The organism is Shewanella sp. 1CM18E (genome assembly GCF_023161665.1).
Taxonomy (GTDB): Bacteria; Pseudomonadota; Gammaproteobacteria; order Enterobacterales; family Shewanellaceae; genus Shewanella.
In genome coordinates, this window is record NZ_JALNTW010000028.1 from 13238 (window position 1) to 27814 (window position 14577).

15 protein-coding genes are annotated in these 14577 nt (G+C 43.7%); 2 read left to right on the top strand and 13 right to left on the bottom strand.

The genetic code is table 11. The annotated features are described in order from the left end of the window. Positions 1-32 precede the first annotated feature (32 nt). The 6 genes from rlmH to leuS form a co-directional block, all read right to left on the bottom strand. Positions 33-503 carry a 23S rRNA (pseudouridine(1915)-N(3))-methyltransferase RlmH gene (rlmH, locus tag MSG37_RS21020; RefSeq protein WP_220780082.1) on the bottom strand — a complete coding sequence of 157 codons (471 nt, stop codon included), beginning with the start codon at positions 501-503 and terminating at the stop codon, positions 33-35. Next, a complete protein-coding gene (gene rsfS / locus MSG37_RS21025; protein ID WP_248472725.1) occupies positions 503-832 on the bottom strand; it encodes a ribosome silencing factor in 330 nt (109 codons plus the stop codon). The genes rlmH and rsfS overlap by 1 nt, the downstream gene beginning before the upstream one ends. 99 nt (positions 833-931) lie before the next feature. Beyond that, entirely contained in the window at positions 932-1582 is a 651-nt protein-coding gene (gene nadD, locus MSG37_RS21030; RefSeq protein WP_248472727.1) for a nicotinate-nucleotide adenylyltransferase, read from the bottom strand. Continuing rightward, positions 1582-2613, bottom strand: a complete 1032-nt coding sequence (gene holA, locus MSG37_RS21035; RefSeq protein ID WP_248472729.1) for a DNA polymerase III subunit delta — start codon at positions 2611-2613, stop codon at positions 1582-1584. The genes nadD and holA overlap by 1 nt, the downstream gene beginning before the upstream one ends. Next, positions 2613-3107, bottom strand: a complete 495-nt coding sequence (gene lptE / locus MSG37_RS21040; RefSeq protein ID WP_248472731.1) for an LPS assembly lipoprotein LptE — start codon at positions 3105-3107, stop codon at positions 2613-2615. Before lptE ends, holA begins: the two co-directional genes overlap by 1 nt. 33 nt (positions 3108-3140) lie before the next feature. After that, on the bottom strand, positions 3141-5720 hold the full coding sequence (gene leuS / locus MSG37_RS21045; RefSeq protein ID WP_248472733.1) for a leucine--tRNA ligase: 2580 nt from the start codon (positions 5718-5720) through the stop codon (positions 3141-3143). 120 nt (positions 5721-5840) lie between these two features. On the opposite strand from leuS, the gene MSG37_RS21050 reads away from it, so the two are divergent. After that, entirely contained in the window at positions 5841-6341 is a 501-nt protein-coding gene (locus MSG37_RS21050; RefSeq protein WP_248472736.1) for a zinc ribbon-containing protein, read from the top strand. Between the two features lie 128 nt (positions 6342-6469). On the opposite strand, the gene MSG37_RS21055 is transcribed toward MSG37_RS21050, so the two are convergent. From MSG37_RS21055 to MSG37_RS21085, 7 genes are all read right to left on the bottom strand, one after another. After that, the gene (locus MSG37_RS21055; RefSeq protein ID WP_248472738.1) at positions 6470-6961 is read right to left on the bottom strand and encodes a type II secretion system protein; all 492 of its coding nucleotides are present in this window, start codon (positions 6959-6961) and stop codon (positions 6470-6472) included. Beyond that, the gene (gene lnt, locus MSG37_RS21060; protein ID WP_248472740.1) at positions 6928-8490 is read right to left on the bottom strand and encodes an apolipoprotein N-acyltransferase; all 1563 of its coding nucleotides are present in this window, start codon (positions 8488-8490) and stop codon (positions 6928-6930) included. Before lnt ends, MSG37_RS21055 begins: the two co-directional genes overlap by 34 nt. Before the next feature lie 39 nt (positions 8491-8529). After that, positions 8530-9411, bottom strand: a complete 882-nt coding sequence (gene corC, locus MSG37_RS21065) for a CNNM family magnesium/cobalt transport protein CorC (protein WP_248472742.1) — start codon at positions 9409-9411, stop codon at positions 8530-8532. Between the two features lie 27 nt (positions 9412-9438). Beyond that, positions 9439-9909: an rRNA maturation RNase YbeY gene (gene ybeY / locus MSG37_RS21070; protein WP_248472744.1), complete on the bottom strand. Its 471-nt coding sequence runs from the start codon at positions 9907-9909 to the stop codon at positions 9439-9441. Beyond that, positions 9902-10942 carry a PhoH family protein gene (locus MSG37_RS21075; protein ID WP_248472746.1) on the bottom strand — a complete coding sequence of 347 codons (1041 nt, stop codon included), beginning with the start codon at positions 10940-10942 and terminating at the stop codon, positions 9902-9904. Before MSG37_RS21075 ends, ybeY begins: the two co-directional genes overlap by 8 nt. 162 nt (positions 10943-11104) lie before the next feature. Next, complete coding sequence (miaB, locus tag MSG37_RS21080; protein ID WP_248472747.1) at positions 11105-12532, bottom strand: tRNA (N6-isopentenyl adenosine(37)-C2)-methylthiotransferase MiaB; 1428 nt, start codon at positions 12530-12532, stop codon at positions 11105-11107. A 94-nt stretch (positions 12533-12626) separates the two neighbouring features. Next, a complete protein-coding gene (locus MSG37_RS21085) occupies positions 12627-12941 on the bottom strand; it encodes a hypothetical protein (RefSeq protein WP_248472748.1) in 315 nt (104 codons plus the stop codon). Between the two features lie 308 nt (positions 12942-13249). On the opposite strand from MSG37_RS21085, the gene MSG37_RS21090 reads away from it, so the two are divergent. Next, the gene (locus MSG37_RS21090) at positions 13250-14449 is read left to right on the top strand and encodes an FAD-dependent oxidoreductase (protein ID WP_348984468.1); all 1200 of its coding nucleotides are present in this window, start codon (positions 13250-13252) and stop codon (positions 14447-14449) included. Positions 14450-14577: the final 128 nt, after the last annotated feature.

Sequence of the window (14577 nt, forward strand, 5' to 3'; positions counted from 1 at the left end):
TAAGGCCTGTTCAGTTTATTATGATGTCGATATTATTCTCTATGGTATGGATGATTATTATTAATGCTCCAGCCTCGATAAAGGCTTTCAGCAACAATCACACGTACCAAAGGGTGAGGCAGGGTTAATGCAGATAGACACCAGCTTTGTGCTGCGGCCTGTTTACATTCCGGTGATAACCCTTCAGGTCCACCAATCAATAAGCTAACGTCACGGCCATCGAGTAGCCATTTATTCATTTGCTCTGCTAATTGCGGTGTTGTCAGGTTTTTACCTGGTAGATCCAGGCTAACGATATGGTTCCCTTTAGGGATCGCTGCCAACATTAACTCGCCCTCTTTTTGCAGAATGCGAGCTATATCGGCATTTTTACCACGTTTGCCAGCGGGGATTTCAATTAACTCGAGCGCCATATCTCGAGGAAAGCGGCGCTGATATTCTTTGAAACCTGTTTCAACCCAATCTGGCATGCGGGTTCCAACTGCGACTAACTGAATCTTCATTACTCAGGCTTTTCTGACCAAAGTTTTTCAAGCTGGTAGAAATCGCGAGTTTGATCTTGCATTACGTGCATGATCACATCGCCTAGGTCTACAAGAACCCATTCACTGCTCTCACGGCCTTCAACGCCTAGAATGCTTAGGCCAGCACGCTTAGCTTCAACCACTAGATTTTCAGCGATTGCTTTAACGTGTGTTTTTGAGTTACCAGTACATACAACCATAAAATCGGCGATGTTTGATTTCTCTGATACGTCCATTACAACGATATCTTTTGCTTTAAGGTCTTCAACCTTATCAATTACAAATTGCTTTAACTCTGCGCTTTCCACGCTGGTACCCCATTAATTTTAAGACAGCGCGATAGTATAGCAGTATTTCAGATCTAGATTAATAGCTCTGCCTATAAATATCTGCGTTTTGCGTAGGGTTTATTCTGTTTTGCTTAAGAAGTTGGGTTGGTAAAGCTGGTGTTGTTGAATATAAGTTTGAATGGACAGTGGCATTGTTGCAGCTGGAATACTGCCGCGCTGCAATTGCTGGCGTATCGCGGTTGATGAAATATCTTGCTCTACGATATCAAGCATAAATATCTCGCCAGTACCTAATGTGCTTGGTTTTTCGCTATTATGTATGTGTAGTTTTAGTAAAGCTTGAATGGGGTCTTTATCTGTGAGCTGCCAGCCGGGACGCTTACATACTACGATATGACAAAGGCGAAATAGTTGTTGCCATTGGTACCATTTATTGAGATTTAAAAATGAATCCATTCCCATGATGAAATAAAATTCATGCTGAGGAAAAAGCGCATTGAGTTGCTCAAGGGTTTTTGCTGTGTAAGAAGGTGTTTGTCGTTTAGCTTCAATATCACAGACTTTAAAGCTTGCTAGTTCATCACAAACAAGCTGCGCCATTGCTAACCTATCTAGCGTGCTGACATGTGTACCTTGTTTGTGAGGGGGAATATGGTTTGGCATCAGCCAGATTTCGTCCAGCGCAAGTTGTTGCTTAACCTCTTGCGCGGGACGAATATGGCCAAAATGTATTGGGTCAAATGTGCCACCTAGAATACCGACTTTCATTAGGCAAGATCGATATGGCTAAGTTTATGGTGAGCTTTAGGATCAAATAACAAGCTGACATGACTTAGGCCTGTCCAATCTTCAATGCCTTGTTGCTTAAGCTTTAACTCGATTGCAGAAGTGGCTGCAAGCAGGCTTTCAACATGGTTAAGCTCAAGGCGGTTGAGTGCAGTTTGATAGATAGGCTTACGTTTATCCCAGATCCGCAGTTTACTCCATAACCCCTGTAGTGGTTGGCGATTATTTTGAGCAGACTTTAGCTGCATTAATACCCCGAGCTCTTTAAAGACTGACCATAAGATAATCGGCATAGCGACACCCTCGCTTTTAAGCTGCGACAGAATGTGCTGGGCTTTATCTTGCTGATTATTGAGCATGGCATCGGTTAGCTGAAATACGCTGAAACGCGATTGATCTTCAAAGTACTGTTCTAGTTGCTCACAGCTAATGGGATCATTTGGACTAAGCAATTGCAGCAGCTGCAAAGCTTGATCTGCGGCTAGCAAGTTGCCTTCATATAGGGCAAACAGCATTTCCCGTGGATCTCGTCCCATAGATAAACCATAGTGATTTATCCGTCCGTCCAGCCAGCGCTGAAACTGTGCACCTTCTGGCGTAGTGCAAGGAACATATATTCCCTTAGCATCTAGGCTTTTAAACCATTTACTTTTGGTTTGCTCAGCAGCCAGTTTAGGACCGGTTAATATCAGTAATACATCTGGATTATCCATTTGCATTAATGATTGCAGCATGGCGCTGCCTTCAGTGCCAGGTTTCGCTTGGGGAAGCGTCAACTCAATAATGCGGCGGCTTGAAAACAAGCTCATTGCTTGCCACTGCTCATAAAGCTCATTCCAGCTAAACCCTGTTTCTTGGGTTAACTGAATTTTCTCTTCAAAGCCTTGGTGTTTCGCCTCAGCATGCAGTGCTGCACGGCTTTGTTCACATAACCAAGGATCATCACCGAAAATAAGGCAACACTGAGGTAAAGGAGAAAGCTGGCGCACTAGCTGATCTGGGTAGACCCGCATTAATTGACCTCTGCTGCCGCCAGAGTTTGAATAATTCTGTCAGCTGCTTGAATACGCATCTCTTTTAGCAAAAGTTCCATTTCACGGCTTTTTGCTAGTGCGGTACGCGGATCATCAAGGTAATCACGGTGGATTGCCACGTCGAAGCGTTGTGACTCGGCTTCAGGTAGCTGTACTGCAAAACTAACCTGATAGGTAAGCTCATATTCAGCAACGTTACCAGTAGGATAGATTGAAAGGGTTGTACGGTCTAAAGAGTCGTTGATGATCCTAAGTGCTGCAACGTCGTCATTAGGAGATACCACTGCAATACTGTTTAAGCGAAGGCGTTCACGCACTAGGCGGGTCAGTTCGCTGTATTCATCTTGACTACTAAGGCTTAGGGTTTGTAGCTGCTCAGGAATTGAGTAGCTACCTTGTAACCTAAAGCCGCAACCCGCACTGAGTAAAATACTCAGTGCTAAGGTTGCTAAAATTATGCGTTTAATTAGCATAGGCTTTATATTGTCTTCCTTGTGTATAAAGGATTAGTTAGCAACGATATTGAGCAATTTGCCCGGTACGTAGATAACTTTACGAACTTCTTTACCTTCGGTGTGCTTGATCACGCCGTCTTCAGCCATACCTGCAGCTTCAACTTCTTCTTTGCTGGCATCTGCAGCAACGGTGATTTTAGCGCGAAGCTTGCCGTTAACCTGAACGATAATCAGCTTGCTGTCTTCAACCAATGCAGACTCGTCAACTTCTGGCCACAGTACATCTTCAATTGCACCTTGGTTACCAAGCTCGTTCCACAATACAAAGCTAGTGTGTGGAATGATTGGATAAAGCAGGCGGATTACAGCATTTAATGCTTCTTGCATTAGTGCTTTATCTTGCTCTGTTTCAGTCGGTGCTTTTTGTAGACGGTTCATCAATTCCATGATTGATGCAATCGCGGTGTTGAACATCTGACGACGCTCAATATCATCACCTACTTTAGCAATTGTCTTGTGTAGTTCACGACGCAGCTCTTTTTGGGCAGCGTTGAGTGATTTAACATCAAGCTCAACAGTTGGGCCTGTTGCGATATGGTCGTGTGCTGTTTTCCACAAACGCTTAATAAAGCGGTGCGCGCCTTCAACACTTGATTCTTGCCACTCAAGCGTTAGCTCTGGTGGTGCTGCGAACATCATAAATAGACGTACTGTGTCTGCGCCGTACTTATCAACCATCTCTTGTGGGTCGATACCGTTGTTCTTAGACTTAGACATCTTGCTCATACCGGTATAAACCAGTTCATTGCCTTCGCTGTCTACGGCTTTAACAGTACGACCTTTGTCGTCAGTTTCTAGTACAGTTACATCAGATGGAGCAACCCAAATACGTGCGCCTTTCTCGTTGTTATAGTAGTAAGCATCAGCCAGTACCATACCTTGAGTCAGTAGACGTTTAGCTGGCTCATCAGAGTTCACTAGGCCTGTGTCACGCAGTAACTTGTGGAAGAAACGGAAGTACAATAGGTGCATACAAGCGTGCTCGATACCACCAATGTATTGATCAACTGGTAACCAGTAGTTTGCTTTTGCAGGATCAAGCATTTCGTCTGCATCAGGGCTACAGTAACGTGCGTAGTACCAAGATGACTCCATAAAGGTATCGAAGGTATCAGTTTCGCGGAACGCTTCTTGGCCATTTACTGTGGTCTTAGCCCACTCTTTATCAGACTTGATTGGGCTTTGGATACCATCCATAACCACATCTTCTGGTAAAATCACTGGTAATTGATCTTCAGGAGTTGGCATCACTGTGCCATCTGCCAAAGTGACCATTGGAATTGGTGCACCCCAGTAACGTTGACGTGAAACACCCCAGTCACGTAGACGGAAGTTTACTTGGCGCTTGCCTTTGCCTTCAGCTGTTAACTTGGCATCGATTGCGTTAAATGCTGCTTGGAAGTCCAAACCGTCAAATTCTGCAGAGTTAAATAGCACACCTTTTTCAGTGTACGCTTCTTCGCTGATATCGACTTCGCCGTCAACTGGCTTAACAACTGCTTCGATGTTTAGGCCGTACTTTTTAGCAAACTCGTAGTCACGTTGATCGTGAGCAGGAACAGACATTACTGCGCCTGTACCGTAGTTCATCAGTACGAAGTTACCTACCCAGATTGGCACTTCTTTGCCCGTAATTGGGTGGATCGCATTAAGACCGGTAGCAACACCTTTCTTTTCCATTGCAGCCATAGCGGCTTCAGTGGTGTCGGCGTTTTTACATTCCTCAATGAACTCAACAAGAGCTGGGTTGTTAGCGGCTGCTTGCTCAGCTAGTGGGTGAGCTGCAGCAATAGCAACATAAGTTACACCCATCACAGTGTCTGGACGAGTAGTGTAGATATCAAAGCTCTGATCGCTACCAGCAACCTGGAACGTCATCTCGATACCTTCGCTACGACCGATCCAGTTACGCTGCATGGTCTTAACTTGCTCAGGCCACTCTTCTAACGTATCAATGTCGTTTAGTAGTTCTTCAGCGTACTCAGTGATTTTGATGAACCACTGTGGGATCTCTTTTTGCTCAACCGTAGTATCACAGCGCCAGCAGCAACCGTCGATAACCTGCTCATTGGCAAGAACAGTTTCATCGTTTGGACACCAGTTAACAGAAGAAGTCTTCTTGTACACTAGACCTTTTTCATACAGCTTAGTGAAGAACCACTGTTCCCAGCGGTAGTATTCTGGCGTACAAGTTGCGATTTCACGTGACCAGTCATAGCCAAAACCAAGCATTTTTAGCTGGTTCTTCATGTAGTCGATGTTTTCGTAAGTCCACGGCGCCGGTGCAGTCTTGTTTTTGATTGCAGCGTTTTCAGCAGGCAGGCCGAAAGAGTCCCAACCGATTGGTTGAAGCACGTTTTTACCTTGCAGACGTTGGTAACGAGACACAACATCGCCTATGGTGTAGTTACGTACGTGACCCATGTGCAGTCGACCCGATGGGTACGGGAACATAGAAAGGCAGTAGTACTTTTCTTTGTTTGCGTCTTCGGTAACTTCAAATGTTTTGGTGTCTTGCCAGTGCTGCTGCACTTTAGCTTCAATTTCTGAAGGAGTATATTGCTCTTGCATCAATCTATTTCCGGCCATGCCGCCTATTGTTTGATCTAGCGCTATAACAGCGCGAGTTATATCGACATAGAATAAACTAGAAGTGAGTCATTAAAAAGGTTCGTTGAAGGAGTATTTACCATGAGTGACCAAAGTACCGCGCTACTTTCGCTTTACGAAGCCCTAATTGAGCATATTAAAACTCAATATAGAGATGATAACTCATTGACAGTAAAGAGTTTGTATAAGCAAGTACAAGCGAGTAAACAATACTTAGCAATAAAGCAGCAAGCAAAGGAAGAAGAGCTTGCTTTAGTGGAACAATTTTTAAAACGTGACATTGCCAGTTTCCTCCAAGAGCAAAATGCCTCCGATTTGAGCCACAGTCCGACAATGATTACTGTGGAAAACACATTATGGCATTGGTTAAGTGAAATTACTGACCGTAGCCAATTGGAATGGCATGAGGTGGCGCAAGATTTTAAACATCACGGATATTATGAAAGTGGTGAAATTGTCGGCCAAGGTAATATGGTGTGTACGGCTTGTGGCCATGAGTCTAAAATTGAGTTTCCGGGTGTGCTTTCTGACTGCACTGAATGCGATAATAATGAGTTTACCCGCGAGGCTTTAGCGCCCTAGGTTTGCAAGGTTGTGGTTCCAAAGCTGATGAGACTTACTATCGCAATCACAACAGCATGAGTGGTAAATAAAACAGCCGTTAGAGTATCTAACGGCTGTATTTTTAACTTGCTTATTAACGCTTTGAGTTAGCAGCCAGTGTTGATTGTAGAATATTGTGGCTGACTAGTGGCGGTTGCCGCTTGGACATATTTGAAATAACAAAAGTTATCGCTTACGTAGCCATCGTCATTATCATCATAGCCAATATAAAGTTCACCACGGCCTTGTTCTTCAACCACAAAAACATCGTCTAGCTCTAGCCATTCGACGAGATCTTCATTGTCTAAGTAGCCATAGATCAGGCGAGTGTTGTAATTGCCATCACCATTAATATCGATATCAGTAATGTCGTCACGACTGCCGTCTGGGCGTTTATTAAGGCTAGGCATTTGTGTTTTAGCATAAATAAATGTGTTCGCTGTTTTAGCACTAGCCTCAATTTGCTCAATCACTTCGCTTTTGGCGTCACTCGATAAGCTGATAAATTTTGGCGCTGCAGTGACGGCTAAAATACCGAGGATAATGATCACTACGACCAGCTCTATTAACGTGAATCCTTTCTGTTTTGAACGCTGCACAACTTCTTCCTAATTACTGCAAGGGTCGCGATTATAAAGCTTAAAAATAACACAGGCCATTGCCCAAAGGTAGTAAAAAAGGTATGTCCTTTCATTAGCTTAATGTCTGCGACTAATACACCATCTTCAAATTGCGGTAGCTGTTTGGTGATATTTCCTCGTTCATCAACCACAGCGGTTACGCCGTTGTTTGTTGCGCGAACCAATGGTCTACCTAGCTCTACTGAGCGCATTTGTGCAATTTCCATATGCTGCAGCGGACCATTTGAGGTACCAAACCAAGCATCATTAGAGACTGTCATTAGCAAGTCGGTATTGTCGTTCATATTAGCCCGAAGTTGCTCAGGAAAGGCTATTTCGTAGCAAATCGCTGGCGATACTTGGTGGCCAACAGCATTCAAATTGGGTTGAGTGAATTCACCTCGAGCGAAAGATGACATTGGCAAGTTGAAAAACGGTGCTAGTGGACGTAGCAATGATTCAAATGGCACAAATTCACCGATTGGTAGCAGATGATGTTTCTTAAATTCATTACTGCCATCACCGAGGTAGTCTGGCTCGCTTTGTTGCTTATGGTTGTAATTGCCGAGAACAATAAGAGAGTTATAAAAAGCATCACCTTGGTTGCTAATAATGCCAGTGATGATTGCTATATCATTTAAGTTGGCAACTTTATTAGCGTTATAGAGAAAATCCTTCACCATATATTCGGGTGCAGGAATTGCAGCTTCTGGCCAAATAATTAAATCGGCTGCAAATTCTGGTCGTGATAAGTCCATGTATTTGAGCATGGTTGGCCATAAGGCGTCAGGCTCCCATTTCATGCTTTGGGGAATGTTACCTTGTACTAACGCAACTTTTATTGTTTCGCCATTAGGCTCAACTTGTGAAGTCATTGGTGCGATAAAGGTTAACGCTGCAAGTGCAGGCACTGCGATGACAAAACTTTGCCAGCGTTTAACTGCTAATAATGCGATAGCGCCGGCAAGCATAGCGACAATAAAACTCAAGCCTAAGGTGCCGAACATGGAAGCTATAGGTTTTAATGGCCCCTCTGTTTGACTGTATCCGGCCCATAACCAAGGAAAGCCTGTTAATACCCAGCCGCGCAGCCATTCTGTGACAGTCCACAGGGCTGGAAAGAGTAATAAATTTCGGCTAATCGATGTGGTTGGGGTTAGCTTTTGTAGCAAACAACCAGCAAGAGCAGGGTACAGGGCTAGGTATAACGCGAGCAGCGCCATTAATCCCATGGAGGCAATCAGCGGCATACCGCCGTATACGTCCATACTCACATGAACCCAACTAATACCAACAGAGAAGCAGCCAAAACCAAAGCTTAGCCAATAACGGAAAGCTTGCTTTGCTGTTAGGTCTGCACTTTGATGGATAACAAAGGCCATGGCAACTAGATAAAGTGGCCAAATAGAATAGGGGGCAAAAGAAAGCGCCGTAGTGGCACCGGCCAAGTAGGCCAGCACCGTTTTCGAACGCGGATGATGGGCTAATGCCCGAAGTTTATTCAGCATACAGCCTCATCATTGGGTCGAGATAACGTTAGCCAGTAGTTAAGCTACCGACTCATCATGGCTATGATTGTTATCTGGGAACTTGACTCTAAGTTGGATTAAGCGACGAGTGTCTGCGTTAACCACTTTAAATTCAATATCTTGGATCATGACTTTTTCATCGCGCTCTGGCAAATGGCCAAATGCGTGTGAAACCATGCCGCCAACAGTATCAAACTCTTCGTCACTGAACTCTGTACCGAATGCTTCGTTGAAGTCATCGATAGGAGTTAATGCCTTAACCATGAATACTTGTTTAGCAACTTGTTTGATTTCAGTCTCTTCTGCAGAGTCATGATCAAACTCATCTTCGATATCGCCTACGATTTCTTCGAGAATATCCTCAATCGTAACAAGACCTGATACGCCGCCATATTCGTCGACAACAATTGCCATATGGTAACGCTGAGAACGGAATTCTTTCAGCAAAACGTCAACACGTTTACTTTCAGGAACAACAACAGCAGGGCGAATTACTTGACGTAATTCAAACGGCTTTTCATTGTTTTTGAAGCCATACTGAAGCAAGTCTTTCGCAAGCAAAATGCCTTCGATATGATCTTTGTCTTCATTGACTACTGGAAAACGAGAGTGTGCCGAACTGATAACAGTAGACAGAACTTCTTCTACGCTGTCGTCAATTTGGATAGCTACAATCTGCGCTCGTGGGATCATAATATCCCGCACTCGTAGATCGGAAACTTCTAAAACACCTTTAATCATTTCGCGGGTGTCTTCGCTGATCACTTCACGCATTTCTGCGTCGTGAATTACGTCAACCAAGTCTTCGCGATTTCTTGGTTCGCCCTGGAACAACTGACTTACTTTCTCTAACCAGCCCTTCTTTTGGGCGTTAGTACTCGGTGGGATATCGTCACTCATAGTGTTTTCCTGACTCAGATGAGCCAATTATTGCTCCTTATAAGGATTGTTATAACCAAGGCTTTCAATAAGTTGAGTCTCTAGTGACTCCATCTCTTCAGCCTCGAGATCTTCAATATGATCATACCCTAGCAGATGGAGGCAACCATGTACAACCATGTGTGCCCAATGTGCGATTAGGGGTTTGTTTTGATCAATTGCTTCTTGCTCTACTACCGCCGCACAAATCACTAAATCACCAAGTAGTGGTAGTTCAATGCCCGGTGGTGCTTCAAACGGGAAAGACAATACATTGGTTGGTTTGTCTTTACCACGATAAGTACTATTTAAGCTTTGGCTTTCTTCGACTTCAACGATACGAATCGTTAATTCTGCCTCGCTCATTGTATCTCTGATTGCAGTTTTTACCCAAAGTTCCAATTCGGCAGTAGAGGGTAGTGTAAAACCTTCTACTGCGATTTGAACATCGAGATCGATAATCAGTTGATTATCACTCATGATTTACGGTTTCCTGTAATTGGTATTGGCTGTCTTTGTTGCCTTTACCTGATTGTGCTTTTAAGTCGAATGCTTCATAAGCTTCAACAATGCGAGCCACCACTGGGTGGCGCACAACATCTTTTGCTTGGAAGAAGTTAAAACTGATCTCTTCCACTTCACCTAACACTTCAATCGAGTGGCGTAGGCCAGACTTTTGATGCTTAGGTAAGTCTATTTGGGTAATGTCACCGGTGATCACTGCGCGAGAATTAAAACCAATACGCGTTAGGAACATTTTCATCTGTTCAACTGTGGTGTTTTGGCTTTCATCGAGAATAATAAACGCATCGTTTAATGTTCGTCCGCGCATATAAGCAAGTGGCGCGACTTCAATAACGTTACGCTCAATTAAGCGCTCAACTTTTTCAAAGCCCATCATTTCAAATAGTGCGTCATAAAGTGGGCGCAAATATGGGTCGACTTTCTGGCTTAAATCTCCCGGTAGGAAGCCTAACTTTTCTCCGGCTTCAACTGCTGGGCGAGTCAGCAAGATACGACGTACTTCTTGACGCTCTAAAGCATCAACAGCAGCTGCTACAGCAAGGTAAGTTTTACCGGTACCCGCAGGGCCAATACCAAAAGTAATATCGTGATTAACAATATTGCGCACGTAGTCACTTTGGTTTGGATTACGCGGCTTAATAACACCGCGCTTAGTCTTTATATACAACTCACTTTCATCACGCGGCGTTTCCATATCAAGGGCTATAGCCTCTTGAATCGCTACATGAACAGCATCAGGCTCTAAATCAGGTGTACTGCCTTTGAGTGGCTGAGTTTCAATATAAAGATCTTTCAAAAGGTTGTTAGCCGTTAAGCAGTTTTTCGGCGCACCTACAATTTGAAAGTGGTTATTACGATAGCTAATCTCTACACCAATTCGGCGCTCTAATTGTTTGATATTGTCATCAAATGGGCCGCAAAGCGACGCTAGTCGGCGGGTTTCCGCAGGCTCTAAATACAGGTTGAGCGTGGTTAACTTATTTGACAAAAAATCACTCCATTAATCTTGGTCTAGTTATACGTCTTTCATGCTAGTTTACGAGCCATCCTTAATAATTGCGAATGGTATTTATCATAGGCAATTAAGAAGAAAAAAGCGGCATCTCAGGATGCCGCCTTTAGCGTGTTTCGAATTAGCGCTTTAACCGGTTTAAGCAGGCTTAAACTGGGTTACACCTAAGTCGTCATCTTTCTTATATTTGGCCATAATATCAGATGGGCGCAAATCACGACGTAAATCCATTTCATCTTCACCACGGATAAACACACCGCGTAATGAGTTGGTGTAAACATCAACGATTTCAACATCGACAAAGCCACCAATGTGTTCTGGTGATGCTTCAAAGTTAACCACTCGGTTAGTCTCTGTACGGCCGCGAAGTTCCATTGGGTTCTTCACCGATGGACCTTCAACTAAAATACGCTGTACTGTGCCTAACATTTGGCGGCTGTAGCGCATAGCTTGCTGAGTGATACGGTCTTGTAAGATAGCAAGGCGCTCTTTTTTCTCATCAAGACTAACATCATCTGGTAGATCTGCCGCAGGCGTACCTGGGCGTGCGCTATAGATAAAGCTAAAGCTATGGTCAAACTGTACATCTTCAATCAGCTTCATTGTATCAGCGAAATCTTGCTTCGATTCACCAGGGAAACCAATAATAAAGTCAGAGCTGATTTGAATATCAGGGCGTGCTTTACGCAGACGGCGGATAATCGACTTATATTCGATAGCCATATGGCCGCGTTTCATCTGAGTTAGAATTAAATCTGAACCTGATTGCACTGGTAAGTGTAAAAAGCTCACCAATTCAGGGGTGTCTTCATACACATCAATAATGTCTTGAGTGAACTCAATTGGGTGGCTGGTGGTGAAACGTAAACGGTCAATACCATCAATCGCAGCTACGTAACGTAAAAGTTCAGCAAAGGTACAGATCTCATCGTCATGGGTTGCACCACGATAAGCGTTTACGTTTTGTCCAAGCAAGTTTACTTCACGTACGCCTTGCTCTGCCAATTGGGCGATTTCTAAAATGATATCGTCTAGCGGACGACTCACTTCTTCACCACGAGTGTATGGCACAACACAGAAAGAGCAGTATTTACTGCAACCTTCCATAATTGATACGAAAGCGCTTGGGCCTTCTGCACGTGGCTCAGGTAGACGGTCAAACTTCTCAATTTCTGGGAAGCTAACATCAATCACTGCTTTCTTACCGTCTTTGATCTGATCGATCATTTCAGGTAAACGGTGCAGTGTTTGTGGACCAAAGATTAGATCAACACACTGCGCACGCTCTTTAATTGCTTTACCTTCTTGTGAGGCAACGCAACCACCAACACCAATAATCAGTCCTGGCTTTTTATCTTTTAATGTTTTCCAGCGCCCTAGCTGATGAAACACCTTTTCCTGTGCTTTTTCACGAATAGAGCAAGTGTTAAGCAGCAGCACATCAGCTTCTTCAGCATCGTCTGTTAATGTGTAACCTTCGTATTCGTCAAGAAGATCAGCCATCTTAGAAGAGTCATACTCATTCATTTGACAGCCCCAAGTTTTAATATGGAGTTTTTTACTCATCAGTCTGTATCACTCTAGAAGCACCGAAAAAATAGCGCGACATTTTAACGCCTAAGTTAGCTTGTGGCTAGCATTTGGCCATTAATAAGTGAATTTATTCTGCAGCTTTTAATCTCCATGTGCTTAGCATGGGTTTAGGTGACTCAAGTGCAATTTCAGAGTCATCGACTATAAAGCCTTGTGACTTAGCCATTTGCATACTGCTTTGTTTCGCTTGAAGGATAATTTCTACTCTCATCTGCTGATTAAATGTTTGTAAGGTATCTTGGGTGTATTGATATAACGAATATTCAAATGGTGTACGATAAATCACGCTTATGTGTTCCATATCATTGGATACTGGCTCAGCGCTGCTTTGAAGTGACATCATTGATGACAGCACGAGTGCAGCCAAGGTAAGTGTCTTCATCGGTTCCTCACTCATTAGTATGTTGTAGCTGTTAATTAGATAGTTTGAGTGTATGTGATGGTTGCTGGTGCGCTTTTGTGGTTTGTAAGCAGGTGTGAGGAAAGCTTGCTTCAGACACATTTGTACACGTTAGAGTTGCTTCAGACATTAAACGACATATTTAGTGGTGGTTTATTTACAAAGGCGGCGACGAGAATTTGCTGAGTATCAAATACTGCAAACTTTCTTTTATAAAGCGATTATTCGGATGTCATTTAGGTGTAAACTCGAAAGCGAAGAATCGTTCAGGTGGCAGGAGATGCAACGCAGTGGAACAGACAGATACAAAAAGCAGCGTATATGACGCAGTTGTAGTTGGTGGCGGCATGGTTGGTGCTGCTACGGCTATTGGCCTTGCTCAGCTAGGATTAAACGTGGCTGTAGTTGAAGCGTTTGCGCCAAAGCCATATGACAACGAGCAAGCACTCGATCTCCGTGTATCTGCAATTAGCGCTGCATCAGAAACGTTACTTGAGCGCTTAGGTGCTTTATCTGGTTTAGATGATGTACGTAAAGTGGCATATAAAGGATTAGAAACCTGGGAACTTGAAGGCTGTATTACCCGCTTTCATAGTGATCAAATTGGTTGCTCTCACTTAGGTCATATCGTTGAAAATCGTTTAATTCAATTGGCACTTTGGCAGCGTATGCAGCAGCTCGATAATATCGCGCTTTTTTGTCCTGCAAAAATCGCCACTTTATCTAGACAGACTGCGCAAGATGTCATTGCTGTGACGCTAGATAATCAAGATTGCTTTACAACACGCTTACTGATTGGGGCTGATGGTGCTAACTCTATGGTGCGCCAGTGGGCCAATATTGGTATTAGTGGCTGGGACTATGCTCAATCGGCCATGCTGATTAATATTGAAACCGCTTGTGCCGAGCAAGACGTGACTTGGCAGCAATTTACTCCAAATGGTCCACGCTCCTTATTACCTTTACCGGGTAACAATGCTTCGCTGGTTTGGTACGATGAAGCTAATAAGATTGCTCAGTTAACTCAGCTCAACAATAAAGCTTTACAAGCGCAAATAGATCAGCACTTTCCGAGCCGGTTAGATAGAGACTTTACCGTGGTAAGTAAAGCGAGCTTTAAGCTCACTAGGCGTCACGCGCAAACCTATTATCGCAATAACTTAGTGATCCTTGGCGATGCCGCTCATACTATCAACCCGTTAGCAGGACAGGGTGTTAATCTTGGCTTTAAAGATGTCGATGCTCTGGTGACGACGATTGGCAAGCACCTAGAAGATGATAATGGCTGGTGGCAAGCACCTGTATTGGCTGAATATCAAAAGTCTCGCTATCGTGACAACCAATTAATGATGTCGACTATGGATCTTTTCTATGCCAGCTTTAGTAATGATATTTTGCCGCTTAAGTTGATCCGTAATGGCGCATTAAAACTGGCCAATATAGATAGCCCAATTAAAAAGCAAGTGCTTAAGTACGCAATGGGCTTTTGAGTTGCCGTTGCAACTAGAAATCAAACCGAGTGTCTATCACTCGGTTTTTTATTTTCAGCCCTAAACCACCTACTTCAGTAGGTGGTTATCATCAATTAGGCTTTGCCTGAAGTCCGTTTAATGGAATT

Excerpts from the sequence above, each read along its gene's own strand:
- rlmH (WP_220780082.1), bottom strand. The coding sequence starts at position 503 with ATGAAGATTCAGTTAGTCGCAGTTGGAACCCGCATGCCAGATTGGGTT.
- miaB (WP_248472747.1), bottom strand. The coding sequence starts at position 12,532 with ATGAGTAAAAAACTCCATATTAAAACTTGGGGCTGTCAAATGAATGAG.
- MSG37_RS21085 (WP_248472748.1), bottom strand. The coding sequence starts at position 12,941 with ATGAAGACACTTACCTTGGCTGCACTCGTGCTGTCATCAATGATGTCA.
- leuS (WP_248472733.1), bottom strand. The coding sequence starts at position 5,720 with ATGCAAGAGCAATATACTCCTTCAGAAATTGAAGCTAAAGTGCAGCAG.
- ybeY (WP_248472744.1), bottom strand. The coding sequence starts at position 9,909 with ATGAGTGATAATCAACTGATTATCGATCTCGATGTTCAAATCGCAGTA.
- corC (WP_248472742.1), bottom strand. The coding sequence starts at position 9,411 with ATGAGTGACGATATCCCACCGAGTACTAACGCCCAAAAGAAGGGCTGG.
- nadD (WP_248472727.1), bottom strand. The coding sequence starts at position 1,582 with ATGAAAGTCGGTATTCTAGGTGGCACATTTGACCCAATACATTTTGGC.
- lnt (WP_248472740.1), bottom strand. The coding sequence starts at position 8,490 with ATGCTGAATAAACTTCGGGCATTAGCCCATCATCCGCGTTCGAAAACG.
- holA (WP_248472729.1), bottom strand. The coding sequence starts at position 2,613 with ATGCGGGTCTACCCAGATCAGCTAGTGCGCCAGCTTTCTCCTTTACCT.
- MSG37_RS21050 (WP_248472736.1), top strand. The coding sequence starts at position 5,841 with ATGAGTGACCAAAGTACCGCGCTACTTTCGCTTTACGAAGCCCTAATT.
- lptE (WP_248472731.1), bottom strand. The coding sequence starts at position 3,107 with ATGCTAATTAAACGCATAATTTTAGCAACCTTAGCACTGAGTATTTTA.